Source organism: Flavobacterium hungaricum (assembly GCF_015182285.1).
Lineage (GTDB): Bacteria > Bacteroidota > Bacteroidia > Flavobacteriales > Flavobacteriaceae > Flavobacterium > Flavobacterium hungaricum.
Map to the genome: position 1 here is coordinate 840,417 of NZ_PRDM01000001.1, position 23,227 is coordinate 863,643.

Consider the following 23,227-nt stretch of genomic DNA (forward strand, 5'->3'; position numbering starts at 1 on the left):
TTTCTTTAGTATTTGTTCTCGATTGTAGTTATTTTGGCATCTCCCCAAAGGCTTTCGATGTTGTAATATTCGCGAATGTGTTTCTGGAAAACATGTACTACAATGTGTACGTAATCCATTAAAACCCACTCTGCGTTATCAGTTCCTTCTACATGCCAAGGCTTATCTTTTAAGTCTTTTGATACTGTTTTTTGAATTGAGTTTACGATGGCGTTAACTTGGGTGTTTGAGCTACCGTTGCAGATTACGAAATAATCGCACACTGCAGTATCAATTTCTCTTAAGTCAAGAATATCGATATCATTTCCTTTTACTTCCTCAATCCCTTTTATTATGTTCGCCAGTAGAACATCATTATTAATAGTCTTTTTCGCCATGAATTATTTTATATGAATTTGTAAAGTTACCAAATTTTGTGATTATTTTTGAACCTTAACAAAATATTAAACTAAGATATTTAAATTATTGTAATGAAACTAATCAAACTCGATGCCATAGATTCTACAAATGATTTCTTAAAAGCATTGGCAAGCCAAGATGAACTGGATAATTTTACAGTCGTAACGGCTGAAAATCAGATCAAAGGAAAAGGGCAGATGGGGTCTAAGTGGGTGTCTGAGTCGGGTAAAAACTTAATTATGAGTGTTTTGGTAAAAGATTTTTTGTTTGATACCGAACATGTTTTTAATCTTAGTGTTGTAGTCTCTTTAAGCGTAATAGAGGTATTGAAATCTTTAAATATTCCTGAATTGTCTATTAAGTGGCCAAACGACATTATGTCATATAATAAAAAAATAGGTGGCATACTGATAGAAAATACGCTCAAAAGCGATGGCAGAATCGTGTCAGTTGTCGGAATCGGTTTGAACGTTAACCAAACCAATTTTGATGCATTTCCTACAGCTTCTTCTTTGGCAGCAATAACAGGGAAAGTTTTTGATAAAACAGATCTTACTATTTCAGTTGCTGCAAAACTCCAGCAAAATACAGAAGCTTGGAATAATGATTCTCAAACTCTATGGGATGCATATTTTGCTTTGTTATTTAAAAAAGGAGTTCCCATGCCTTTTCAAAATAAAAAAAATCAAAATTTTATGGGAATCATTAAAGGGGTTTCTCCGCAGGGAAAAATACAAATTTTACTAGAGGATGATACTGTTTCAGAGTTTGAGATTAAAGAAGTTAAGATGCTTTATTAAAAAGCTCTTAGGTTTTGAAAAGATGTTTTTTGATTTATTCCAACTAAAAAAAACTTTTAAACTTCTATAAATTTACTTTTCCCGCCTTTACACTTTCGAAAGAAAAGCTTATTGTCTTACTATCAATTATGCTGGAGTTTGAAGCGTTTTTTTCGGCTCAATTTTTCTGTTCCAATACAGAATATAAATAGTTCCGATAATCGATGGTGTAATCCAGGCAATTAAATTTCCGATTCCTAAGCCTGCAACAATATAAGCTGTAATTGAAGCAATTAATGCTCCCATCATTTTTCCAATATGTTTTGAAAGCCATTTTTTATTGGTTTCAGCAAGATTTTTGAAGAATATAAAATCCTTAACTGTCATGTACAATCCGAAACCGCCGAAGAATGTAAACAAAATTCCATTTGTAATACCGCTGAATTGGCAGTACAATCCAAGTAAAATCATGACTATCGAAAAGAAAAGCATTGTTCCAGAAATCAGTTTGTCTGTTAAATCGGCTTTGGTTTTATACTTGAAACTCAAAAATCGGTTTCCAGAAATTACTAGATAAACGGTAAAAAGAGCGATAAGAAATAAAAATACATTCTGATGGTTGGGCATCCAGCAGATCGGTATAGAGATTAGTGAACTAGTTAACATTCCGACAGAAAATAATTTCCCCATTTGTTTATGTAATTTACTGCCTTTTTTAACGACAATACTTCCAATTCCAGTAATTAATCCGATACCGCCAAAAAATGCGTGAATGTAAATTAAGATTTTGATAGCTGCTTCCATTTTGGTTTAGTTTGTTTGGGTTGATGAGGCAAACTTCCTTCAAAATTTTCGATCAAAATAAATTATTCGACTGAATTGTTATTTTTTACGGATGAACTGTTTTTAAAGTTTCAAAGTTGCAGACAAGCAGCGGTTTTGCCAAGAAGACACAAAGGTTCTAAACTTTTTTGCCAAAGATTAAAAGCATTAAAATGATTTGCAAATGGTTTCTTTTTGAATTAATTAAACCAAAGAAAGTAATCCTTAAATCTTTGTAATCTGTGGAAAAAAAAAATGCCCAGCAAAAGCCAGGCATCTTATTTATAATTCACAATTTATAATTTATCAATATTAAAGCTTGTGCATATTATTGGCTAAAGTTTCGATAAACTTGCTGATTGGTCCTTTGATCATCATGCCCATCATGGCATTAAATTCACCATCAAAAACTAATTGAACAGCACTTTCAGAATCAGAGATACTGTCAATGTTTGAAACTAGTGTAAAAGGCAGTTTATCACTTGCAGCGCCTAAAACAATTTTGTTTGGAGCCACTTTATCTTTCATTTTTAATTTGATTTCCGGCATGCCTTTCAATCCAAAAATAAAAGAGTCTTCGCCAGTCACTTCAAATTTAGCGATATTATCCGGCATTAATTTTTCAAAATTCTTTACATCAGTCAGTTGATCAAATAAATCCTGTGCTGATTTCTGAACAGTAACTTTTGGACTTTCTAAGTTCATATTTTTTTTATTTTTTTATTTTTACTGCAAAATGCGCTAAATTTTTTTAATATACAAGGTTCAAAAAGCTAAAACTTTAATAAAATTACAAATTTTTATCTCGATGCTTCGGAACCAAATTCCAAAAAGAGCGCAGCGATTTTTAAAAATCTAAAATCTAAAATTATTCCTGCCCCCAGGTTGACGGACTTTCGTTCCATTCAAGAAGGGTAGACTGCTGGTCTTCTGTGATGTATTGTTTTTGAACGGCTAAGTCTAATAAATTTTCGTAGTTGCTTAAAGTAAATAAATTAATATTTGCATTTTTAAAATTTTCCTCAGCAACACCAAAACCATAAGTAAAAATAGCAGCCATACCTTTTATATTAGCACCTTCATTACGAAGTGCTTCAACAGCCATTAAGCTGCTGTTTCCAGTACTGATCAAATCTTCTACAACCACAACATTTTGTCCTTTTTGTAAAAAACCTTCCACTTGGTTTTGTCTTCCGTGTTTTTTTGGCTCCGGACGCACGTATACGAATGGAAGACCCAAACTTTCGGCAACCAAAATTCCTACTCCAATTGCTCCAGTAGCAACACCGGCAATAACATCAGGCTTTCCAAATTGTTTTTCGATATTTTTAGCAAATTCATCACGAACATAATTTCTGATGCTCGGAAATGAAAGAATTAACCTATTATCACAATAAATAGGAGATTTCCAACCAGAAGCCCATGTAAAAGGATTTTCGGGATTCAATTTAATTGCATTTATTTGCAAAAGCAATTCGGCTGTTTTTTCGGCAGTATCTTTATTAAAAATCATAGTACAAATGTATAAAGTTTTTGTAAACGACAAACCACTTTTTTTGACAAATGAAATCTCGAAAGAAACAGATTTTCAATTGTTCTTGTTAGAAAGTATTGATATAGAGCATCTTATTATAAAAATGTTTCAGAATAAAATTCAAAAAGCCATTCTATATCATCCTGACGAAAGTGAAATGATGAAGACCCTAAAAGCCAAAATTCCTGTAAACAAAGCGGGTGGAGGCTTAGTGTATAATAAGAATGGCGAAGTTTTGTTTATTTTTAGAAACGGCAAATGGGATCTTCCTAAAGGCGGTATAGAGAAAGGTGAAGAAATTGAAGACACCGCTATGCGCGAAGTGGAAGAGGAGACAGGTGTCGGGCAGCTTAGGATAGGTAACAAACTCGAAAAAACCTACCATATTTTTAAACGCAACGGAAAATACAAACTCAAAATCACGCATTGGTTCGAAATGTTCTCTGATTTTGAAGGAACACCGCACGGGCAAATAGAGGAAGGAATCGAAAAAGTGGCTTGGCTAAACCCAGAACAAATCAAAGAAGCACTGACAAATTCTTATGAGAATATAAAGCTGCTTTTTGAAGAAAAGAAAATTCAATATTAGGAAAATCAGATTCCAATAAAAATTCCAAATTCCAACTTTAAAATCAAGCTTACAAAGTTGGAATTTGGAATTTTTTATTTGGAACTTGAAATTTAAGTTGGAATTTGGAATTTATTTTTTTGAATTTAATCCACTATGTTGAAAAGCAATTCCAGCTGAAAATTGCTTTCCAATTATTGGATTGACTATCGCGTTCGTAAACGTAAATACATTGATCAGAACACATGAAGCCACAGAAAAACTGCTGTGTAACAAGAGCATATTTTTTGTCAAGCGAAAAAAGCGGCATCGAAAAAGAATACGAATAGTAGGAACCCATTCTTTGGGCTTTTTTACTGTGTTCAACGATTTTCTTTTCTTCTGCTGGACCTGTTATGTTGAGTTTTTTAAAATCGTTTTTCTGCCAGACCGAATCTTTTTGACTTAAAAATTGTTTTTCAATAAATTTTAAATCTTCTGGTTTAAAGTAATTTTGCAGCGTTTTATATCTTAAAATACCGCTTATAAACGAACCTATTTCTACTTTAAGATTCTGTTCTCCATAAATATCATAATCGGTCCATAAAATAATTTTACGATCAATTTTTTTAATTTCTTTTCCAGAAACGTCTATGCTTTCCAGAAATTGGACCATTTCTTTATTGGTTGGAATATTTTCATTGGTTTGCGAAAAGCTGTAAATTGAAAATAAAACGGAAAAATAGGTAAAAACTCTTTTCATTATTAATTAAATCTGTTTGGTTTTTCTATTTCGCTTTTTATTGCTTGAAGAGTTATTGGCTGAAAAGCCAGATTTTTTTCGGCTATTGCAGCTGTTGTTGTTTCCTTATTTTCTTTAGTATCATTTTTAAAGGCAATAAAAATCAAAATAAAAACAAAAGAAAGCAGTTGTTTTGGCATCATTTGAGGTTTTTGAATTTGGGTCAGTGATATTTCAAATATAAATTATTTCTGATCAAAATTCAAAATTAAAATTCCAGTATTAATGTCAATGTTAATATCAATGTCAATGTCAATGTCAGTGTGAATTTCAATATCAATTTCAATATCAATGTCAATTAAAATGTCAATATCAATGTCAATGTCAATTTTAATAAATTAAATATTGTTGTTTTACGTTTGTCAGGCTGAGCGTCCCGTAGCTTCGGGAGAAGCCCTGCAAAGTAATTCCATAATCAAAAAAATAATTACTTTATGTCTCAAAAATCGTACTTTTGTTGAGCAATTCGAAAACAGCAAACGCCGCATAAAACAAATTATTTTGATTGTATCGTACCTTGCACAATGCGTTTTTTACCTATTGCTTTTTATTACACTTACCATTATCTTTGAATTATGAGCACACTAACAAGATCAAACCATATCGGGCGAAAAATAAGCCGCATTCGTGAACTTAGAGACATGAAACAAGAAGCTTTAGCACAAGCTTTGGGCACAAGCCAGCAGACCATTTCTGCATTAGAAAATAGTGAAACGATTGATGATGAAAAGCTTGCGCCAATTGCAAAAGCGTTGGGAGTAAGTCTTGAAGCTTTAAAGAATTTTTCGGACGAAGCTGCGATAAACTTTTTTAATAATTTCTACGATAATAGTGGAAGTCATGGGACTAATTTCGGAACCAATAATACCTGTAATTTTAATCCACTCGACAAATTAGTCGAAGCTTACGAAGAAAATAAAAAACTTTACGAACGTTTGGTTCAGGCAGAAAAAGAAAAAGTGGAGTTTTTAGAAAAGATATTGAAGGATAAATAGTCTTTATAAAATTAAATAAAAGCCCCAATAAAACGATTTGTTTTATTGGGGCTTTTTATTGATTTATCGTTATCGCTGGCGCGAGCGTCCCGCTCGTGCCTTATTTGCTTGCACGAGCGGGACGCTCGCGTTAGCAGGGAACAGGTGTCCTTACAGGACACAATACAAAACGATATTAATTTTATGCTACCGATGAGATATTCCTACGGAATATTTACTCTTGTGTTACACACTTCTCTCTCGTTACTATTTTGAATCATCTTATATTTGATTAGAGTTTCAACTAATCTTTGCGGATGCGGATTGCAAATCCACACTATGGACAAAGCTATTGTTAAATTCATTCCGTAGGAATGTCTCATTGGTAGAAAAAAAATAAATTACGGTTTATACGTTCCATAGGAACGTTTGAGTGATTATCAGATATGTTATTTCGTGAGAGCAGGTGTCCTTACAGGACACAATGCAAACGATGAGATATTCCTACGGAATATTTACTCTGCTGTTACAAACTTCTCACTCAAGACTATTTTGAATTATCTTATTTGATTAGAGTTTCAACCAATCTGTGCGGATGCGGATTGCAAATCCACACTATTGACAAAGCTATTATTTAATTCATTCCGTAGGAATGTCTCATTGGTAGAAAAAAAATAAATTACGATTTATACGTTCCATAGGAACGTTTGATTAACGGAGTAATTATGTCCGTAAACAGGTGTCCTTACAGGACACAATGCAAACGATATTAATTTTATGCTACCGATGAGATATTCCTACGGAATATTTACTCTTCATATTGCAAACTTCTCGCTCGAGACTATTTTGAATCATCTTAATTTGATTATAGTTTCAACTAATCTTTGCGGGCGCGGATTGCAAATCCACACTATTGACAAAGCTATTATTTAATTCATTCCGTAGGAATGTCTCATTGGTAGAAAAAAAAAATAAATTACGATTTATACGTTCCATAGGAACGTTTGATTAACGGAGTAATTATGTCCGTAAACAGATGTCCTTACAGGACACAATGCAAACGATATTAATTTTATGCTACCGATGAGATATTCCTACGGAATATTTACTCTTCTGTTACACTTCTCGCCTGATACTATTTTTAATCATCTTAATTTGATTTTTAACCTTTCAAATGTTTAATATAATTATCAAGTAAACCCTGAATCTGCTTGCTCGCAACAGGATTTGCAGAATGAACATTGAATTTTAAATCTCTTAAATCTATCCCAGAATCGTAAACCAGCCATTTGGCGCATGCATAACCGTCTTCGGCGATTTGTCCGTTTTCATCCAAACCCAAATCATTGTCAAAACTTATTAATTCCGGAAGACCTTTTTCTAGAATTACTTTTTTGAAATCGTGAAAATTTCGAACAATAACAAAATCTTCGTCATTCAGGTTTTTATAAACCATTGGAACGTCTCGTAAATCGTCTAGAAAAAGTTTGTATGACATAATTTGTTGATTATTAGAATGTTTAAAATCTTGTTCAACTTTGTCAAAGTTTAAAATTTTGACAAAGTTCTACGCGTAAAGCTTTGCGATCTTAACGTTTTTTCAACTCAATCAAAAGCAAAAAAAACTTAGCGCTCTTTGTGGTTAAAAAAATCTACAAAACTCGATAAACAGGATATTGCATATGTGCCTTTTCATAATGGATAGAATTCTTATAAATCCAGTTTAATTGTGCTTCGGCGTTTTTTGCAAACTCGCGGTCATTTTGTTTTTTGGTTTCAAACTCAGCTTTTAGAGTTGGATTTTCTTTAAGGATTTTTGCAGCAGAATCTTCAAAAACATAATCCGAATAATGTTCTTTTTGCTGTAAAATAGGATCGAAGAAATTCCAATTAAAGAAGGAATCAACACCTTCTGGTTCAAAAGCTTCCAGCAGATATTTTACGCCCTTTTGAGTGGTTGGAACATAATAATCTCCTTTCGCGAAAGCGGTTTTAACTATCTTAGAAGTTATCGTGGTGTTTCGATGCAGATAATGTCCTTCGTAAGCAGAGGAAACGGTTTTAAAATCGGCAATTTTATAGCTTTCAACTTCTATAATTGTATCGTTTTTAAATTGTCTAAATGAGATATTGTTATTCTTTAAAAGATCAATAATATTCCAATAACCACGCGGAATGATATAAGCGGACGGAATAACAACTTCTTTCTGCGATTTGAATTCTTTAATATACGGAACTTCTTTTTTGTACGGTTTACTGCGGTCATAATACAAGCGGTTGCCTGTTGTAGCGTCGCTTTTTTTGTAACCCGCTTCGTAACCTAGAAAGGTAAATTTGGCGGCTTTTGTGCTGTCCATTTCCCATTGCAAAGTATATTTTTTCTTTGGCTGATATTGTTCCAGATTTTTTAGGCGAAGCTCTTTTATTTTTAGATAATTGGCATCGGTAAAATCCAAAGTCGATTTCATGTATTCGTACGTAACCTTTACCCTTTCTGCATATTTTTTCAGCATGTGTGTTTCGACCACAAAACCAATTGTATTAAACAAAGAAGTATAACCCGTAGTATATCGCGGACTGTCTACAAATTGTCCGAAACCTTTGTCTGGCGTGTCTTTAAAAGAATCTACATAAGGCGTTGTTTCGATTTTTTTGTTTTGCAGATCTTTTACCAAAGCGGGCATCATAACATCGTTCATGTAATTACCCAAAACTGTTCCTAGTTTATTATGCTGCGTCATAATGTAGGTAAGTTTGTATTGATAATCGGAGCCGTTGCTTACGTGATTATCAATAAAAACGTCGGCATTTATTTTTTGAAAAATTTCTACAAAACTTTTGGTATTTCGGGTATCTGATTTTATTAAGTCACGGTTCAAATCGTAGTTTCTGGCATTTCCTCGAAAGCCGTAAACTTCTGGTCCATCCTGATTGGCGCGTGTTGTCGAATTTCTGTTCAACGCGCCTCCAATATTATAAACCGGAATGCAAACCAAAACGGTGTTTTTGGGTGCTTTCATTTTTCCTGTTGCCAAATCTCTGTAAAACTGCATCGAGGCGTCTATTCCGTCAGGTTCTCCGGCGTGGATCCCGTTATTGACAAAAAGAACCGCTTTGGTTTTCTGAATTTTATCAAAATTAAATTCCCCATCAGGATTATAGGTAACCATATGTAAAGGTTCGCCAGAATCTGTTAATCCCATTTCTTTGATCTGAATCGTCTTGAAATCATTTGCCAAAAGCTTAAAATAGCGAATGGCTTCGTAATAATCTGCCGCTTGATTTCCGTTCCCTTTTTCGAAAAACGTATCGTATTTTTTGTTGTCCTGAGCGAAAATTGTGGTGGTGAAAAGTAAAATGATGAATGTGAAAAATTTCATGGTTTTTGGTTTAATAGAAAGGTCAAATATAAAGTTTTATTGTTTTATTTGTTTCAGGTTTCAAGTTTCAGGTTGATATACTTTCTGTGTTTTTACCGCAAAGAGCGCAAAAGTTTACGCAAAGTTCGCAAAGCTTTTTAAAAGGTTTTATTAAACATAGAGTTCACGAAGCTTTCCGAACTTTGTGTTTGTCAAAATAATCTATATTAAAAATAACTTTGCGCTCCCTGCTTTAAAATGACAAAGTTGCTCTATTCTCATTTCAACTTGAAACCTGAAACAAACAAAAACCTGAAACAAATTGTATACTTTTGCAAAATGAATAAAAAACACCATTCTAACAATATACTTTCGAATTTAGGCATTGAGAGTCTAAACGAAATGCAGGAAATGGCACAAGATGCTATTTTGAACGACAGCAATGTTTTGCTGCTTTCTCCTACCGGTTCAGGAAAAACATTGGCATTTTTGCTTCCAATATTAGAATTATTACAGCCAGAAATCCTTTCTGTACAATGTTTAATTTTGGTTCCTTCACGTGAACTAGGACTGCAGATCGAGCAGGTTTGGAAAAAAATGGGAACGCAGTATAAAGTAAATATCTGTTATGGCGGGCATTCTATAGATACCGAAATTAAAAATCTAAGCAATCCGCCAGCGGTTTTGATTGGAACGCCAGGAAGAATTGCAGATCATATTGACAGAGAAACTTTTAGAACAGATAAGATTCAGACGCTGGTTTTAGACGAGTTTGACAAATCGCTGCAATTGGGTTTTCATGAGCAGATGTCTTTTATTATCGGTCGATTACAAAAAGTAAACAAAAGAGTTTTGGTTTCGGCAACTTCAGATATTGAAATTCCGAAATACACAAGAGTTATCAATCCGACTGTTTTAGATTTTATTCCAGAAGAAGACGAAAAAACAAATCTTTCGATGAAAATGGTGGTTTCTCCATCAAAAGATAAATTAGGAAGTTTGTTTAATCTTATTTGTTCCTTAAAATCAGAATCGGCGATTATTTTCTGTAACCATCGTGATGCAGCAGAGAGAATCAGTGATACTTTAAACGAAAAAGGGATTTATTCGGTTTATTACCACGGCGGAATGGATCAGGAAGAGCGGGAGCGTGCCTTGATTCAGTTTAGAAACGGAAGTGTGAGTTATTTGGTCACAACCGATCTGGCTGCGCGTGGACTTGATATTCCGGAAATGAAACACGTTATCCATTATCATCTGCCGTTAAAAGAAGACGAGTTTACGCATCGTAATGGTCGTACAGCACGTATGCAGGCAACAGGAACGGCCTATATTATCATTCACGAAAGTGAAAAAGAATTGGATTATATTGATTATGAAATGGAAGTTTTGAATGTTGACGGAATCGTTTCGTTACCAAAACCGCCGCAATTTCAAACTATTTACATTAGCGGCGGAAAGAAAACCAAGCTTAATAAATTTGATATCGTGGGCTTCTTTTCTCAAAAAGGAAAATTAGAAAAAGAAGATTTGGGGCTAATTGAAGTAAAAGATTTTGTTTCGTTTGCGGCTGTAAAACACAATAAGGTAAAAGAACTGCTAAAAAACATTAAAGACGAAAAAATGAAAGGCAAGAAGTTCAAAATCGAGATCGCCCGTAACGTAATCAAAAAGGAAGAAGACAATAAAAAAGAGAGATATTAGAACTTGTAAGACAAATTTTAAACTTGATTTTTTGGTTATTTGTCTGAATTTCAATTATTTGGAATTGGATAACTAAGTTTAACAAATTTATGTTAAAAAAATAATCAATTGATAGCTGTTTTTTCAATATTTCTGTGTTTTTTTGTGATCGTAAAATTGTAAACCCCAAATACCATATGAAAAAGATTATTACTCTTGCTGCATTGTTTTTTAGTTTTGTTTCGTTTGCACAGGTTAAGGTTCTAGAAACTGTTCCTGTTGAAAAATTAGGAAAAGTAAATAACAATTACATTCAGAAAATTGGAGACGAATACACAGTGTATTACACAATTATTCAAAGTGATGATGATTCGACTTTGAGAAAATTTTCGTTCAAGAACATCGATAATGCTTATAACTCTTTGTACAGCATTATTATGGGCGGATTTACAGCTTCTCCGTTGTACGATATCAAATTAGAGTTACCTAACAACTACATTTGGTTGCACTACACTGGAAATGTTGTTCCAGACAAAGCTACAGTTCAGTTTATGGTTTCTGGTAAAGAAAGAGATGCTGCAACAAACAACGTTTCTGAGCCATTCGTAAAAGATCAAATCAATAAATTATTCCAGAAATAATTTTACGGAAAATATAAATTTAAAAAGGCTGTTCAGATTTTGAACAGCCTTTTTTTTGTTTTAAGTTTTTGAGGTTTTTCGTGTTTTAGAAACTTTAAACTTTGTCTTTAGTTTAAACGCAAAGCACGCTAAGTTTTTACTTTGTAAGGTTTTAATAAAAGCGCAAAGTCCGCAAAGCTTTGTCTAAAAAACTTTGCGGACTTAGCGTAAATCTTAGCGCTCTTTGCGGTTAAACAGTTTTAAGAAATTAAAAATAAAGTCCGCAAAGCTTTGTCTAAAAACTTCGCGGACTTTGCGTAAATCTTAGCGCTCTTTGCGGTTAAACAGTTTTAGAAATTAAAAATAAAGTCCGCAAAGCTTTGTCTAAAAAACTTTGCGGACTTCGCGTAAATCTTAGCGCTCTTTGCGGTTAAACAGTTTTAAGAATTAAAAATAAAGTCCGCAAAGCTTTATCTAAAAAACTTTGTGGACTTAGCTTAAATCTTTGTGCTCTTTGCGGTTAAACTATTTAGAATTCAAAGTAAAAAACTTAGAACCTTAGCAGCTCAGAACCTTATATCTTCTTCACATACTGCGTAATAATCACAATCTGTTGTCCGTCTACTTTTCCTTCAATATATTCGGCGTTCTCATGATCTAAACGGATGTTTCTAACAGCAGTTCCTTGTTTTGCTACCATACTAGATCCTTTTACTTTCAAATCTTTGATTAAAACAACAGAATCACCGTGTTGTAAAACAACGCCGTTACTGTCTCTGTGAACCAACTTATTTTCATCATCATCACCTTCTCCGGTTGCTTGTGCCCACGCCAAAGTATCTTCGTCCAAATACATCATATCCAGCAATTCTTGCGGCCAGCCAGCAGCACGCATACGACTTAACATTCTCCATGCAACAACCTGCACAGGAACATTTTCGTTCCACATGCTATCGTTAAGACATCTCCAGTGATTTAAATCTACTTTTTCTGGATTCTCAATTTGGTCAATACACGTATTACAGGCTAATATAGCTTCATCAATACCGCCTTTTTTTGTAGGCAGGACTTGATAAACTTTTAAATTTTCTTCAGCGCCGCAAAGCTCACATTTAGATTCGCTTCGTTTGCTTAATTCTCTTTCGATGCTCATTATTTATGGGTTATTTTGAAAATGCGAAATTACTTATAATTTATTTCGCGGGCAAGTTTATGGTAAAGATTGTAAACTCTTTAAAACAATAGAATTTTGTACTGTTTTTTGAAGCACATATCTCCGTTTTTCAAGACCTTTTGTCCCGCTATCCGCTTGTATTCCAGATTACCAAAACTACGGCTGAAAGCCTCGTTTTGTCAATCTGGAGATACCGCTTCTATCGGGGCTAGATTAGAAATTATTGTTTTCACAAGATCTCTAAAACTCAATTTCTCACTTTTTTACTCGTACCGCGTCCGGAACCAGCATTTCGTATTCGCCTCCATGGCGCAATACATCGCGTACAATGCTTGAACTAATAAATGAGGTACTTGCTGCAGTCAATAAGAATACAGTTTCTATTTTAGAAAGTTTTCTGTTAGTGTGTGCAATCGCTTTTTCGAACTCAAAATCGGCAGGATTTCTTAAACCTCTTAAAATGAAATTAGCTTTTAGTCTTTTTGCTAAATCAATTGTCAGTCCTTCATAAGTGATTACAGAAACTTTTGGTTCGTCTTTGAAGGTTTCTTCGATAAAACGTTTTCTTTCTTCTAGCGAAAACATGTATTTTTTCTCGGCATTAACACCAATTGCAATTATAATTTCATCAAATAAAGGAATTCCTCTTTTGATAATATCTTCGTGTCCTAATGTAATTGGATCAAATGATCCTGGAAATATGGCTTTTCGCATTTTTTTGTTTTTTTTTGGGTTCAAAGCTGCAAAGGCGCAAAGGCGCAAAGGCTTTTTTTGGGTTATAAGTTTTTTTTAAATGTTCAGAGCCACAAAGGCACAAAGGCGCAAAGTTTTTGAATTATGAGTTTTCTATCGCTGTCGAATTCATAATTTATAACTCATAATTTATAATTTCAAATCTAAGTAATTCTCTTCGTATTAATAGATTCTACCCATTCTTCTTTTCTACAGACTTTGCACGTTGCTGTTCCCGCTTTTTGTTCTTGGGTATGGCCGCAGAAAGTGCAGGAATAAATCCCGTCTTTTGGAATGAATTTATTTTTGGCATAGAATAAAGAAGGCAGGATAGGGAGGCCGTATCCTACTTTTTCGTCTTCATAAAAATAGACACTGATTTCACCGCTGGTTTCTATAAAAGCATGTTTAACCTGACCTAAATGCTCAATAGATCTTATTCTTAATTCTGCAAAAAATTCATCTTGTGCCAAACTCTCTTTTTTGAAAGTCGAAACCGAAAATTTTCCATCGTTGATTAAGCATTCCGTTTTACCTTCGATAAATTCTTCAAATCTTTTGCTTTTTCCTGTCAGCCAGGTTACCGATCGGTATAAAATAATGATTACCGTAAAAACGATTGCTGCCGGAACAATTCCGACATCTTCATAAAACATTGGATCGCCGGCTGCAGAGCCTAATGCGATGATGATTACGGTTTCGAAAATTGATAATTGTTTTACTCCGCGTTTTCCTGCCAGTTTTAATGTCAACAGTAATATGATAAACATGACGGTTGAACGAAATATTACTTCAAGAACAAAGCTCTCAGGCAGATTGTTAAATAGAAGTCTTTCCCACTCGAATATTTGTTTCATTTTTTAAGTTGCTAGGGTTCTAAGTAACTAAGGTACTAAGTTTTGCTGTTCGAAATCTATCTTAATTCCTATGTTGGAAAGGAATATTATCTGTTAATTATGAAAACTTTTTTAGCGGAGGGATTCTAATGCAAATTGAAAAAAGGTGCTAAAATCTTAGGATCTTAGCACCTTAGTATGTTAACGGCTATTGTAAAGCCAGCTCAATTGCATTTGTAAATAAATCTTCAAGCGAAATTCCGGCTGCTTTTGCTTGCTGCGGAATCAAACTTTCTGTGGTTAATCCCGGAATGGTGTTCATTTCGAGCATGTATGGTTCGTTGTCTACGATAATAAATTCGCTTCTCGAGAAACCTTTCATTTTTAAAACCTCGTAAGCACGTTTTGCCGTTTCTCCTACTTTTTGAGTCAGTTCGTCTGATATTCTGGCAGGTGTAATTTCTTGTGATTTTCCTTCGTATTTGGCTTCATAATCAAAGAAATCATTGTCTGAAACTATCTCTGTTATTGGAAGCACGATAATATCGCCTTTGTAATTAATTACGCCGACAGAAACTTCCGTTCCGTCTAAGAAACTTTCAATAATGATTTCGTTGTCTTCTTTGTAAGCTACTTCAATTGCGATTGGAAGTTCGGCTTCGGTTTTTACTTTTGAAATTCCGAAACTAGAACCTGCTTTGTTTGGTTTTACAAAACATGGCAGTCCCACTTTTTTAACGATTTCTTCGGTATTGATAACATCACCTTTATTCAAATAATAAGAAATAGCCGTTTTGATTCCGTATGGTTTTAAAACCGACAATAAATCTCTTTTGTTGAATGTAAGAGCCGATTGGTAATAATCGCAGGAAGATTGCGGTAATCCGATTAATTCAAAATAAGCCTGCATTAAGCCGTCTTCTCCCGGAGTTCCGTGAATGGCATTGAAAACGCAGTCAAAAGTAATTTTTTGTCCGTTTACAGTAACTGAAAAATCATTTCTGTCGATTGGGAATTCGGCATCATTTTCGTCTACATAAACCCATTTTTCTTTAAAAATATGAATTCTAAATCCGTTAAATTTTGTTTTGTCCAGATATTGGTAAACGACGTTTCCGCTGATTAATGAGATTTTGTACTCGCTGGAATAACCGCCCATGATGATGGCAATGTTTTTCATTTTTATATGTTTAGTTTTTTTATTATTTTGTTTGTTTCAGGTTTCAAGTTTTTTTGCCGCTGATTGCACAGATTAAAAGGATTTCTCTTTCGTCGAAATGATAAATATTACGTTGCTGCTTTGACTTAAATCATGTAGACAAATTGTACTATTTTTTATTAAAGAACGTTCTTATAAAACCAAGCGGCCTAGCCCTGATGGGAGCGGCATCCTTTTGCTTTTTTCTTTAAAAAGCAAAAGATACAGCGGACAGCAGGAATTAGCTCCTGAAAATTGAAATAATGAATTCCAATTTCCAATTTCAAACCTTGTGTAAACTTTGCTCAGGATGACAATTGGAAAGCATTCATGTTTAAAACAAAATTATCATTTTTTTTGAAACGAAATACTTTATCTTTGTCGCTACTAAAAATAAATTTATGAGTTTACGTCAGTATTTAACAAGCCGAGTTTTTTTCTTACAGTTGCTTGCTTCGGCAGCTATTATAGCTGTTATTGGTTATTTATTTATGCATTGGTTGACTTTTACAACTGATCACGGACATGAAATTGAAGTTCCGAATTTGTCTAAATTAACTGAAGAACAGGTAGAAGCAAAACTGGATGATCTGGATTTAGATTATGTGCTTTTGGATAGTGTAGATTATAGAAGTGAATTTCCTAAATTTAGTGTGGTTGAGCAAGATCCGCTTCCTGGAACTAAGGTAAAAGTGGGTAGAAAAATTTACATTAAAATTAATGCTTCTGGTTTTTCGTCTGTAAAAATTCCTGATTTGATCGAGAAAACGTATCGTGAAGCGGTTCCTACTTTAAAAGCTTTAGGACTTGAGCCGGGAACGATTACTTATATTCCGAATCTTGGAAAAGATATGGTTCTAGAAATGCGTTTGAAAGGCAGAAACTTGAAAGTAGGAGACCGAGTGCTAAAAGCATCTAAAATTGATCTAGTTTTAGGAGACGGAAAAGCAAGTTATGTAGATGATAGTCAGGCAGACAGTACTGCAGTGCCTGTAGAAACCCCACAAGATGAACAATAATATTGAAGAAAATTTAGATCTGGAAGACGAGTTATTCGAGCATTTTAGATTTGAAGTCCCTAAAGGTCAAGCGTTTTTGCGTATTGACAAATATTTAATGAATTTGATTCAGAATGCCACGAGAAATAAAATTCAGAACGCGGCAAATGACGGAAACATTTTTGTAAATGAGATTCCGGTAAAATCAAATTACAAGGTTAAACCTTTTGATGTGATCACGGTTATGTTATCGCATCCTCCATATGAAAATCATATTCTTCCTGAAGATATTCCGTTGAATATTGTTTATGAAGATGATGCTCTTTTATTGATTAACAAAGAGCCGGGTATGGTAGTGCATCCAGGTCACGGAAATTACACCGGAACTTTGGTAAATGCTTTGGCACATCATTTTGATAATCTGCCAATGAACAGCAGCGAACGTCCTGGTTTGGTACACCGAATTGATAAAGATACTTCTGGACTTCTGGTTGTGGCTAAAACTGAAGCGGCAATGACGCATCTGGCTAAACAATTTGAAGCTAAAACTACAGAGCGCGAATATATTGCCCTTGTTTGGGGAAATGTGACAGAAGAAAGCGGTACAATTGAAGGAAATCTGGCAAGACATTTAAAAGATCGTATGCAGATGGCGGTTTTTGCTGATCCGGAAATTGGTAAACCTGCTATTACGCATTATAAGGTTTTGGAGCGTTTTGGTTATGTTACTTTAATTTCTTGTAAACTAGAAACGGGTAGGACGCACCAGATTCGTGCGCATATGAAACATATCGGACATCCGTTGTTTAATGATGAACGTTATGGCGGTCATTTGATTTTAAAAGGAACGACTTTTACAAAATACAAACAGTTTATCGAGAATTGTTTTAAAGCGCTGCCTCGTCAGGCGCTGCATGCAAAAACGCTTGGATTTGTTCATCCAAATACGGGAGAATTAATGCGTTTTAATACAGAATTACCAGATGATTTTAAGGAATGTATCGAGAAATGGCGTAATTATGTGAAATCGCATAACACGGATGAGGAAGAGTAATTAGATAATTTGTCAATTAGAAAATTAGATAATTTTTTCTAACCATTAAAAGATTTTGAGGCATTAAGTTTTATGCTTAATTTGCTTTTTTACCATTAAGAGATTAAGTTAGTTTGAGCTTAATTTTCTTAATCTCTTAATGGTTAAATAAAAAACTTTATAGTGTTTTTATAATTAAATTCTTGAATTGTACTTTTCCGTTAGTTAAAAATCCGATTTTTCCTTTTTGGCTGAGACTGTATTTTTCCAGAGAACAATCTAAACTTGTGCTGTCGTCTACAATAAACTGTAATTGCTTGTTCTGCATTTTAATTTTTACACGGTGCCAGACATTCGAAGAGAAATCAAAAGGCTTTTTTAAAATAGTAGGACCGCCTCGTTTGCCATATTCGTCGCTGTTTTTATCATAATTTCCTTTACCAATTACAATGTTTTGGTCGATATTGTACAAGTAAGTTCTAATGTAATTTTGATTTTCAAAATTCAGCATAACTTCAAATAAATTGCCGCTTATTAAATTGATTTCAAATGTGATCTCATAGTTTTCAGGTAAATCTTTTTTTGAAGTTATAGCGGCCCAATGTTCTGGTGAGCCATTTCCGTTAAAAGTTTGGTTTTCTAATGTCCATTCTTTGGTGTTAAATTTCCATGCGGTTTTTAATTTTGATTTTTCTGTAATTTGATATTGCTTTTTAGATGTAGTAATAGTTGGAGAACATGATAGGAATGTTAATCCAATCAAAAGTCCGAGAATATAATTTATTTTCATTTTAATTCAATGGTGCTGTTAAATGATGCTGTTTTCTGCTGACAGGGATTTGAGGCTTATTTTTTTAATTCTTAATGGTGAATATTTTCTAATTCAATTCAGAATGGTATTTGATTTTGCCAATTGAGCCAGTCTCTGCTGTTAAAAGTTCAAAAACAGAAGTAGGAGCAAGGCCTTCTTCAATTCGGTGCGAAACGTAAATAATACTTACGTTGGTTTCTTGCTTGATTGTATTGATAAGCTGAATTACCAAATCTACATTTTCGTCGTCTAGGCCTTCTACAGGTTCGTCTAAGATTAATAACGGCGGATGTTTTAAAACGGCGCGTACAATTAAAGCAACTCTCTGCTGGCCGATAGAAAGATCTATAAAGCGTTTTTTGCGCAAATGACTCATCTCAATTACTTCCAGCCATTGCGTTACCACTTGTTTTTGATGTGTTGTAGGCTCCGTATACAATCCGATTGAATCAAAGAAACCCGACAAGATCATTTGTTCTAGTGTATGGCTTTTTTGAAATAGATCGGTCATAGAAGTGGCGAAGATTCCGATTTGTTTTTTGATGTCCCAGACACTTTCACCGGTTCCTTTTTTTCTTCCAAACAAAAATAAATTTTGTCCGAAACCTTTCGGGTTATCACCTGTTATTAGGGATAAAATAGTGCTTTTCCCAGATCCATTCGGACCGATTAACTGCCAGAATTCGCCTTGTTTGATAGTCCAGGATATTTTATCAAGTATTTTGCGCTCTTCATAACTTACAGAAACATTTTCTAATTTAATTAATTCACTTTCGTGAAAGGAATGTGGTTCTGGAGCTTTGGGAATTGATGCTGTATTTAAAGTTTTAAAATGGCTTTCGGTTTTTGAAATTGGATGCAGTTCAAATGTATTGTCTTTGATCTGCGCTTTGTTCGGAACAAAACTCAAGACGTCTGTTATTCGATTAACCAATTGAATAATCGCAATATCTTCGGTTAAATCTTTTAGAGATTCGGCTAAAATAACTCTTGATGCTTGGTCTAAATGATCAAAAGGATTGTCGAATATGATAAAATCTGGTTTCTGATTGATGCAGTATTTTAAAAACTCTTTTTTTCTTTCGCCAGACGAAAAAGTTCTTAATTGTCTGTGTGTGTCTGGAGAAGCTTCTACGCTGTCGTACTGAAACTCTTTTTCTATAAATTTCTCAATCGCGATATCAGAGAAAAGAATTCCTTTCTGCTCATTAAAAACTGCCAATTCGCCTTTGGCTTCTCCGTTTAGTAGAATATCAATGAAAGCTTTTTTATTTACTTGATTTGATAAGAGTATATCCCAATGCTGCATTATTGTATTTTTATAGTATTTATGGTAAGTTGTAGATTATTTTTAAGACATCGGGACATGGGCTTTTTGCTGCTTTAAATTAGGCATTTCACTTATTTTAAATTGATACCGATAGTTGTCTTGGTGTGTTAATTTTTCTTTTGTATTATAACCCATAATTATTATAAGGTTATCTTACGTTTTGTGTCGCCATTTCGCGGTCATTTCTTGACCATTCGCTCCATGAACCTGGGTATAATTTTGGAATCGGAAGTCCGGCGTAATCCATTGCTAGAAGTGTATGGCAGGCTGTAACGCCAGAACCGCAGTGTACGATTATATTTTCTGCTTTTTTATCTCCAATTATCGAATGGTATTTTTCAGCTAAAACTTCAGAAGGTTTAAAAAATCCGTTTTGATCGAGATTTTCTGTTAAAGGAACATTTATCGCTCCTGGAATATGCCCGGCAATTAAATCTAAAGGTTCTGTGAGTCCCTTAAATCTATTTTGATCCCGAACGTCGATCACAATATTTTGGTCACTTTTACGAGCTGTTTCGACTTCATCAATACCTGCCAATGGTAATTGCCAGTTTTGAGTTGGATATTCTGTTTTTTCAAAAGTTTCATTTCCTGTAGTTACAGGGAAATTTAATTGAACAGCAGCCTGATAACCGCCATTGAGAACCTGAATTTTTTCGTGCCCCACAGCACGCAGCATCCACCAGAATCTTGCAGCAAAGTTTGAACCGTTTTTGTCATCATAAACCACGATAGAATCTTCTGTAGAAATCCCCAGTGAAGAAAGTGTTTTGGCAAACTGCTCTGGAGCTGGCAAAGGATGTCTTCCGCCATTTGCTGGATTTTCGGGAATGGCAGCCAAATCGCGATTCAAATCTACAAAACGAGCGCCTTTTAAATGTTCTTTTTGATAATTCTCAAAAGCATTTGCACCCGCTCTGGCATCAATTAAGATAATTTGCGAAGCGTTATTGAGTAATTCTGCAGCAGTAATTATGGGTGAAAATTTTGTTGACATTCGTTGTGTATTATTTTAATGTAGAAGATTCTATTTTAAATATGATTCCATATAAATAATAGAAAACTAAAACAAAACGGGAACTCTTTTTTATGATTTAATAGTATTCGGAGTTACTTTTTTATAAATTCATTTAAGGAAATCAGCTTGGTATTTTTTCTATTAAAATTTCATTCTCTGCTTTATCAAAATAGGTGCAGGTCATTTCGATAATATCAACACGCCACTTTGCGATACCGCATTGCGCGCAGTGATTGCAGAAGGTCATATAATCTGTTTCGCCGTGCTGGTGTTTTACCAGAAATTCGATAAAAAGTTCCTTGTTAGGAAAATCAGCTACTTTTATTTCGGGATATTTTTCCTCGGCTTCGGCTGTATAATTGTTTAATCCATAATAGACAACGCTTCCGTCGTGCACATACGTGTCGTATCCTTTTACGCCTAAAATGATTAAATCTTGTATATAATTTGGAAAATCTGCTCCGGTTTTTACTTTAGAATGTGCTTCTTTGATTTGTTCGATTGTAAACATATAATTTAAAATTTTAGATTGTAGATTTTAGATTTTTTTTTCGCAAATTCACGAATTTCTTTAGTAATAGTGTGGATAAATAATTAGTGAATTTGATTCGATAAGAAATATTATTTCAAAAATACGATTAATGGTTTTATAAATTGATCAAAAGATTCGATATGCGGTAAATGTCCCGTATTTGGAATTTCGACCAACTTAGAATTCGGAATCGCTTTTTGTGTTTTTTTTCCTAATTCGGCATAATTTCCCATTGTTTTCTGAACTTCTGCACTAACTAGTGGTTTGCCTAAAGCAGTTTTATCTCTGGTTCCGATTAATAAAAGGGTAGGACTTTTGATATTTTTAAATTCATACAAAACGGGTTGTGTAAAAATCATATCGTACAAAAGAGCCGAGTTCCAAGCCACGCGATCGTAATTTGGAGCTGTTGTCCAGCCGGCGCCAAGTTCTGCCCATTTTTGGTAATCGGCGTTCCATTTTCCATCGTAATAATTCGCCATTTGATATTTTTTTATGGCTTCATAATTTTGTTTCAACTCCGATTCGTACCACCAATCTACAGGCTTATATGGAACTACCAACTTCCAGTCTTCCAAACCAATTGGGTTTTCTAGAACCAGTTTTTCTGTCGTTTCTGGATACAGCAATGCAAAACGCGTTGCAAGCATGCCGCCCATAGAATGTCCTAAAACGGTTGTTTTCTCGATTCCTAAATGATCTAAAAGTCTTTTGGTATTTGCTGCTAACTGCTGAAAAGTGTATTGAAAATTATCTGGTTTGGTAGATTTTCCAAAGCCAATCTGATCGGGAACAATTACACGAAAACCTTCTTTGGTCAGCGCTTTTATAGTGGTTTCCCAATAAGCACCGTTAAAATTTTTTCCGTGAAGAAGAACAATGTTTTTATTATTATAATTATTCGGTTTGATATCCATATACGCCATTTTAAGCTCCTGACGCTGATTGCTCAATTCTATGAATTGAACAGGGAATGGATATTCATAATTCGTTAAATTGATATCGAGAGATTTTATTTTCGTTTCCTGCGCAATACTTATTATTGGAAGTAAAAGGAATAATAGTCTGATAATTTTCATTTCTTAGTGTTTTTTATGACTTATAAAGTTAAACCGAAGCATTTTTAAAACAAAGCTTTAAATCTTAAAATTATCAGAAAATTAGATGACAGGTTTAAGCCATCACAGCAATAATTTCTAAAGCGACTTTTCCAATTTCTTTATTTCCTATTATTTCTGCTTTTTCTAAAGCGTCAGAAGGTGCCATTCCTTTTGAGAATAAAAGCCATGCATCTTGGGGAGCTATTTTTAAAATGGAATCGGGTTCTTGTTGAAATGAATCTGTGAATTTCCAATTGTTTTGTTCTCTTATAATGCTCCAGCTGCCACCAATATCACTAGTTACAATCAAAGTTACAACAGTGTTTTCGGGTGCTTCTGTATTTCTGTAAGTATAGGGTAAAGCCTGAATAAAAGTTTCTATAAAAGGACCGAATAATTCACGGGTAAAAAGAGTCTGTTTGTTTACAGCATCTCGTATTTGCTGCTGATGGAGGAATTTCTCGGTATATTCTCTTGCAATGTGAAACCAGTTTAATGAAGTTTCTTCTCCTGCCCAGGCAACTGAAAAAACAGCATTTTCTTTAGGATTTAAAGTTTGCAAGTGTTCATAATATTCTTTTCCGGTTGTTTCAAGCAGGTTAATCAACAGGTTTGGACTAAGTCTTTTTGCTGCATTTGTCCAACTCATATTCAACTGATTTAAAAAATCAACCAGATCATTGTAAGAATTGATGTTTTGTGGTTTTTCTCCAAAATAACGATCTCTTGAAATAGATAATCCGCGTAAATTTCCGTCTAATAAATGAGATGCGATATCTTTAACAGACCATTTTTTTGCCACAGTCGCTGCGTGCCACTCTTCCTCAGTTAAAGATTTTAAAAGTTCTATCAGCAATTTATCTAAAATGGGAAAAAGATGTATCGTCTGGATTACTGCAGCTGTTTTCATGTTTCTTGTCTTTATTAAATATTTTGATCTATAGTC

25 protein-coding genes are annotated in these 23,227 nt (G+C 34.1%); 7 read left to right on the top strand and 18 right to left on the bottom strand.

All coding sequences use genetic code 11. The features are described from left to right. Positions 1-5: 5 nt before the first annotated feature. Positions 6-377 carry a ribosome silencing factor gene (gene rsfS, locus C4F50_RS03625; RefSeq protein WP_007809313.1) on the bottom strand — a complete coding sequence of 124 codons (372 nt, stop codon included), beginning with the start codon at positions 375-377 and terminating at the stop codon, positions 6-8. A gap of 93 nt (positions 378-470) precedes the next feature. Between rsfS and C4F50_RS03630 the strand changes: the two genes are divergently transcribed. Continuing rightward, positions 471-1,199 carry a biotin--[acetyl-CoA-carboxylase] ligase gene (locus tag C4F50_RS03630; RefSeq protein ID WP_193845058.1) on the top strand — a complete coding sequence of 243 codons (729 nt, stop codon included), beginning with the start codon at positions 471-473 and terminating at the stop codon, positions 1,197-1,199. A 126-nt stretch (positions 1,200-1,325) separates the two neighbouring features. Here the strand turns inward: C4F50_RS03630 and C4F50_RS03635 are convergent, their stop codons facing one another. The 3 genes from C4F50_RS03635 to pyrE form a co-directional block, all read right to left on the bottom strand. Further along, on the bottom strand, positions 1,326-1,982 hold the full coding sequence (locus C4F50_RS03635) for a hypothetical protein (protein ID WP_193845059.1): 657 nt from the start codon (positions 1,980-1,982) through the stop codon (positions 1,326-1,328). Between the two features lie 330 nt (positions 1,983-2,312). Then, positions 2,313-2,705 (bottom strand): SRPBCC family protein, encoded by a 393-nt coding sequence (locus tag C4F50_RS03640; RefSeq protein WP_193845060.1) that lies wholly within the window; start codon positions 2,703-2,705, stop codon positions 2,313-2,315. A gap of 163 nt (positions 2,706-2,868) precedes the next feature. After that, positions 2,869-3,513, bottom strand: a complete 645-nt coding sequence (pyrE, locus tag C4F50_RS03645) for an orotate phosphoribosyltransferase (RefSeq protein ID WP_193845061.1) — start codon at positions 3,511-3,513, stop codon at positions 2,869-2,871. A gap of 7 nt (positions 3,514-3,520) precedes the next feature. Between pyrE and C4F50_RS03650 the strand changes: the two genes are divergently transcribed. Beyond that, on the top strand, positions 3,521-4,123 hold the full coding sequence (locus C4F50_RS03650; protein WP_193845062.1) for an NUDIX hydrolase: 603 nt from the start codon (positions 3,521-3,523) through the stop codon (positions 4,121-4,123). 133 nt (positions 4,124-4,256) lie between these two features. Here the strand turns inward: C4F50_RS03650 and C4F50_RS03655 are convergent, their stop codons facing one another. Next, the gene (locus tag C4F50_RS03655; protein WP_193845063.1) at positions 4,257-4,844 is read right to left on the bottom strand and encodes a hypothetical protein; all 588 of its coding nucleotides are present in this window, start codon (positions 4,842-4,844) and stop codon (positions 4,257-4,259) included. Between the two features lie 2 nt (positions 4,845-4,846). After that, on the bottom strand, positions 4,847-5,026 hold the full coding sequence (locus C4F50_RS03660) for a hypothetical protein (RefSeq protein WP_193845064.1): 180 nt from the start codon (positions 5,024-5,026) through the stop codon (positions 4,847-4,849). A 432-nt stretch (positions 5,027-5,458) separates the two neighbouring features. Here C4F50_RS03660 and C4F50_RS03665 point away from each other — a divergent pair, with 432 nt between their 5' ends. Continuing rightward, positions 5,459-5,878 carry a helix-turn-helix domain-containing protein gene (locus tag C4F50_RS03665; RefSeq protein ID WP_193845065.1) on the top strand — a complete coding sequence of 140 codons (420 nt, stop codon included), beginning with the start codon at positions 5,459-5,461 and terminating at the stop codon, positions 5,876-5,878. 1,141 nt (positions 5,879-7,019) lie between these two features. On the opposite strand, the gene C4F50_RS03670 is transcribed toward C4F50_RS03665, so the two are convergent. Both C4F50_RS03670 and C4F50_RS03675 read right to left on the bottom strand, forming a co-directional pair. Next, positions 7,020-7,355, bottom strand: coding sequence for a cyclic-phosphate processing receiver domain-containing protein (locus tag C4F50_RS03670; RefSeq protein WP_193845066.1), 336 nt, complete (start codon positions 7,353-7,355; stop codon positions 7,020-7,022). Between the two features lie 154 nt (positions 7,356-7,509). Continuing rightward, positions 7,510-9,237, bottom strand: coding sequence for a M14 family metallopeptidase (locus C4F50_RS03675; RefSeq protein ID WP_193845067.1), 1,728 nt, complete (start codon positions 9,235-9,237; stop codon positions 7,510-7,512). 318 nt (positions 9,238-9,555) lie between these two features. Here C4F50_RS03675 and C4F50_RS03680 point away from each other — a divergent pair, with 318 nt between their 5' ends. Together C4F50_RS03680 and C4F50_RS03685 are read left to right on the top strand one after the other, a co-directional pair. After that, positions 9,556-10,920: a DEAD/DEAH box helicase gene (locus C4F50_RS03680; RefSeq protein WP_193845068.1), complete on the top strand. Its 1,365-nt coding sequence runs from the start codon at positions 9,556-9,558 to the stop codon at positions 10,918-10,920. A 176-nt stretch (positions 10,921-11,096) separates the two neighbouring features. Next, positions 11,097-11,540 (top strand): hypothetical protein, encoded by a 444-nt coding sequence (locus C4F50_RS03685; RefSeq protein WP_193845069.1) that lies wholly within the window; start codon positions 11,097-11,099, stop codon positions 11,538-11,540. Between the two features lie 553 nt (positions 11,541-12,093). Here the strand turns inward: C4F50_RS03685 and C4F50_RS03690 are convergent. The 4 genes from C4F50_RS03690 to C4F50_RS03705 all read right to left on the bottom strand — a co-directional run bounded on the left by C4F50_RS03690 (position 12,094) and on the right by C4F50_RS03705 (position 15,441). Continuing rightward, complete coding sequence (locus C4F50_RS03690) at positions 12,094-12,672, bottom strand: PhnA domain-containing protein (protein WP_193845070.1); 579 nt, start codon at positions 12,670-12,672, stop codon at positions 12,094-12,096. 276 nt (positions 12,673-12,948) lie between these two features. Further along, positions 12,949-13,407, bottom strand: a complete 459-nt coding sequence (coaD, locus tag C4F50_RS03695) for a pantetheine-phosphate adenylyltransferase (RefSeq protein ID WP_193845071.1) — start codon at positions 13,405-13,407, stop codon at positions 12,949-12,951. A gap of 182 nt (positions 13,408-13,589) precedes the next feature. Then, entirely contained in the window at positions 13,590-14,282 is a 693-nt protein-coding gene (locus C4F50_RS03700; protein ID WP_193845072.1) for a DUF421 domain-containing protein, read from the bottom strand. A gap of 187 nt (positions 14,283-14,469) precedes the next feature. Further along, entirely contained in the window at positions 14,470-15,441 is a 972-nt protein-coding gene (locus C4F50_RS03705) for a D-alanine--D-alanine ligase (protein WP_193845073.1), read from the bottom strand. Between the two features lie 419 nt (positions 15,442-15,860). On the opposite strand from C4F50_RS03705, the gene C4F50_RS03710 reads away from it, so the two are divergent. Then, the gene (locus C4F50_RS03710; protein ID WP_193845074.1) at positions 15,861-16,478 is read left to right on the top strand and encodes a PASTA domain-containing protein; all 618 of its coding nucleotides are present in this window, start codon (positions 15,861-15,863) and stop codon (positions 16,476-16,478) included. After that, positions 16,468-17,511, top strand: a complete 1,044-nt coding sequence (locus tag C4F50_RS03715) for an RluA family pseudouridine synthase (RefSeq protein ID WP_193845075.1) — start codon at positions 16,468-16,470, stop codon at positions 17,509-17,511. The genes C4F50_RS03710 and C4F50_RS03715 overlap by 11 nt, the downstream gene beginning before the upstream one ends. A gap of 157 nt (positions 17,512-17,668) precedes the next feature. Here C4F50_RS03715 and C4F50_RS03720 read toward each other — a convergent pair whose 3' ends face one another. From C4F50_RS03720 to C4F50_RS03745, 6 genes are all read right to left on the bottom strand, one after another. Next, entirely contained in the window at positions 17,669-18,280 is a 612-nt protein-coding gene (locus C4F50_RS03720) for a 3-keto-alpha-glucoside-1,2-lyase-like domain-containing protein (RefSeq protein ID WP_193845076.1), read from the bottom strand. Between the two features lie 88 nt (positions 18,281-18,368). Next, positions 18,369-19,610 (bottom strand): ATP-binding cassette domain-containing protein, encoded by a 1,242-nt coding sequence (locus C4F50_RS03725; protein ID WP_193845077.1) that lies wholly within the window; start codon positions 19,608-19,610, stop codon positions 18,369-18,371. 169 nt (positions 19,611-19,779) lie between these two features. After that, positions 19,780-20,628: a sulfurtransferase gene (locus C4F50_RS03730; protein WP_193845078.1), complete on the bottom strand. Its 849-nt coding sequence runs from the start codon at positions 20,626-20,628 to the stop codon at positions 19,780-19,782. 142 nt (positions 20,629-20,770) lie between these two features. Next, positions 20,771-21,160 (bottom strand): DUF1398 domain-containing protein, encoded by a 390-nt coding sequence (locus tag C4F50_RS03735; RefSeq protein ID WP_193845079.1) that lies wholly within the window; start codon positions 21,158-21,160, stop codon positions 20,771-20,773. Positions 21,161-21,270: 110 nt separating this feature from the next. Then, positions 21,271-22,260, bottom strand: coding sequence for an alpha/beta fold hydrolase (locus tag C4F50_RS03740; protein ID WP_193845080.1), 990 nt, complete (start codon positions 22,258-22,260; stop codon positions 21,271-21,273). Positions 22,261-22,354: 94 nt separating this feature from the next. Next, on the bottom strand, positions 22,355-23,191 hold the full coding sequence (locus tag C4F50_RS03745) for a maleylpyruvate isomerase N-terminal domain-containing protein (RefSeq protein WP_193845081.1): 837 nt from the start codon (positions 23,189-23,191) through the stop codon (positions 22,355-22,357). Positions 23,192-23,227: the final 36 nt, after the last annotated feature.

Bases quoted from the DNA above. Each gene is read 5' to 3' on its own strand.
- rsfS (WP_007809313.1), bottom strand. From the start codon at position 377: ATGGCGAAAAAGACTATTAATAATGATGTTCTACTGGCGAACATAATA.
- C4F50_RS03630 (WP_193845058.1), top strand. From the start codon at position 471: ATGAAACTAATCAAACTCGATGCCATAGATTCTACAAATGATTTCTTA.
- C4F50_RS03635 (WP_193845059.1), bottom strand. From the start codon at position 1,982: ATGGAAGCAGCTATCAAAATCTTAATTTACATTCACGCATTTTTTGGC.
- C4F50_RS03640 (WP_193845060.1), bottom strand. From the start codon at position 2,705: ATGAACTTAGAAAGTCCAAAAGTTACTGTTCAGAAATCAGCACAGGAT.
- pyrE (WP_193845061.1), bottom strand. From the start codon at position 3,513: ATGATTTTTAATAAAGATACTGCCGAAAAAACAGCCGAATTGCTTTTG.
- C4F50_RS03650 (WP_193845062.1), top strand. From the start codon at position 3,521: ATGTATAAAGTTTTTGTAAACGACAAACCACTTTTTTTGACAAATGAA.
- C4F50_RS03655 (WP_193845063.1), bottom strand. From the start codon at position 4,844: ATGAAAAGAGTTTTTACCTATTTTTCCGTTTTATTTTCAATTTACAGC.
- C4F50_RS03660 (WP_193845064.1), bottom strand. From the start codon at position 5,026: ATGATGCCAAAACAACTGCTTTCTTTTGTTTTTATTTTGATTTTTATT.
- C4F50_RS03665 (WP_193845065.1), top strand. From the start codon at position 5,459: ATGAGCACACTAACAAGATCAAACCATATCGGGCGAAAAATAAGCCGC.
- C4F50_RS03670 (WP_193845066.1), bottom strand. From the start codon at position 7,355: ATGTCATACAAACTTTTTCTAGACGATTTACGAGACGTTCCAATGGTT.
- C4F50_RS03675 (WP_193845067.1), bottom strand. From the start codon at position 9,237: ATGAAATTTTTCACATTCATCATTTTACTTTTCACCACCACAATTTTC.
- C4F50_RS03680 (WP_193845068.1), top strand. From the start codon at position 9,556: ATGAATAAAAAACACCATTCTAACAATATACTTTCGAATTTAGGCATT.
- C4F50_RS03685 (WP_193845069.1), top strand. From the start codon at position 11,097: ATGAAAAAGATTATTACTCTTGCTGCATTGTTTTTTAGTTTTGTTTCG.
- C4F50_RS03690 (WP_193845070.1), bottom strand. From the start codon at position 12,672: ATGAGCATCGAAAGAGAATTAAGCAAACGAAGCGAATCTAAATGTGAG.
- coaD (WP_193845071.1), bottom strand. From the start codon at position 13,407: ATGCGAAAAGCCATATTTCCAGGATCATTTGATCCAATTACATTAGGA.
- C4F50_RS03700 (WP_193845072.1), bottom strand. From the start codon at position 14,282: ATGAAACAAATATTCGAGTGGGAAAGACTTCTATTTAACAATCTGCCT.
- C4F50_RS03705 (WP_193845073.1), bottom strand. From the start codon at position 15,441: ATGAAAAACATTGCCATCATCATGGGCGGTTATTCCAGCGAGTACAAA.
- C4F50_RS03710 (WP_193845074.1), top strand. From the start codon at position 15,861: ATGAGTTTACGTCAGTATTTAACAAGCCGAGTTTTTTTCTTACAGTTG.
- C4F50_RS03715 (WP_193845075.1), top strand. From the start codon at position 16,468: ATGAACAATAATATTGAAGAAAATTTAGATCTGGAAGACGAGTTATTC.
- C4F50_RS03720 (WP_193845076.1), bottom strand. From the start codon at position 18,280: ATGAAAATAAATTATATTCTCGGACTTTTGATTGGATTAACATTCCTA.
- C4F50_RS03725 (WP_193845077.1), bottom strand. From the start codon at position 19,610: ATGCAGCATTGGGATATACTCTTATCAAATCAAGTAAATAAAAAAGCT.
- C4F50_RS03730 (WP_193845078.1), bottom strand. From the start codon at position 20,628: ATGTCAACAAAATTTTCACCCATAATTACTGCTGCAGAATTACTCAAT.
- C4F50_RS03735 (WP_193845079.1), bottom strand. From the start codon at position 21,160: ATGTTTACAATCGAACAAATCAAAGAAGCACATTCTAAAGTAAAAACC.
- C4F50_RS03740 (WP_193845080.1), bottom strand. From the start codon at position 22,260: ATGAAAATTATCAGACTATTATTCCTTTTACTTCCAATAATAAGTATT.
- C4F50_RS03745 (WP_193845081.1), bottom strand. From the start codon at position 23,191: ATGAAAACAGCTGCAGTAATCCAGACGATACATCTTTTTCCCATTTTA.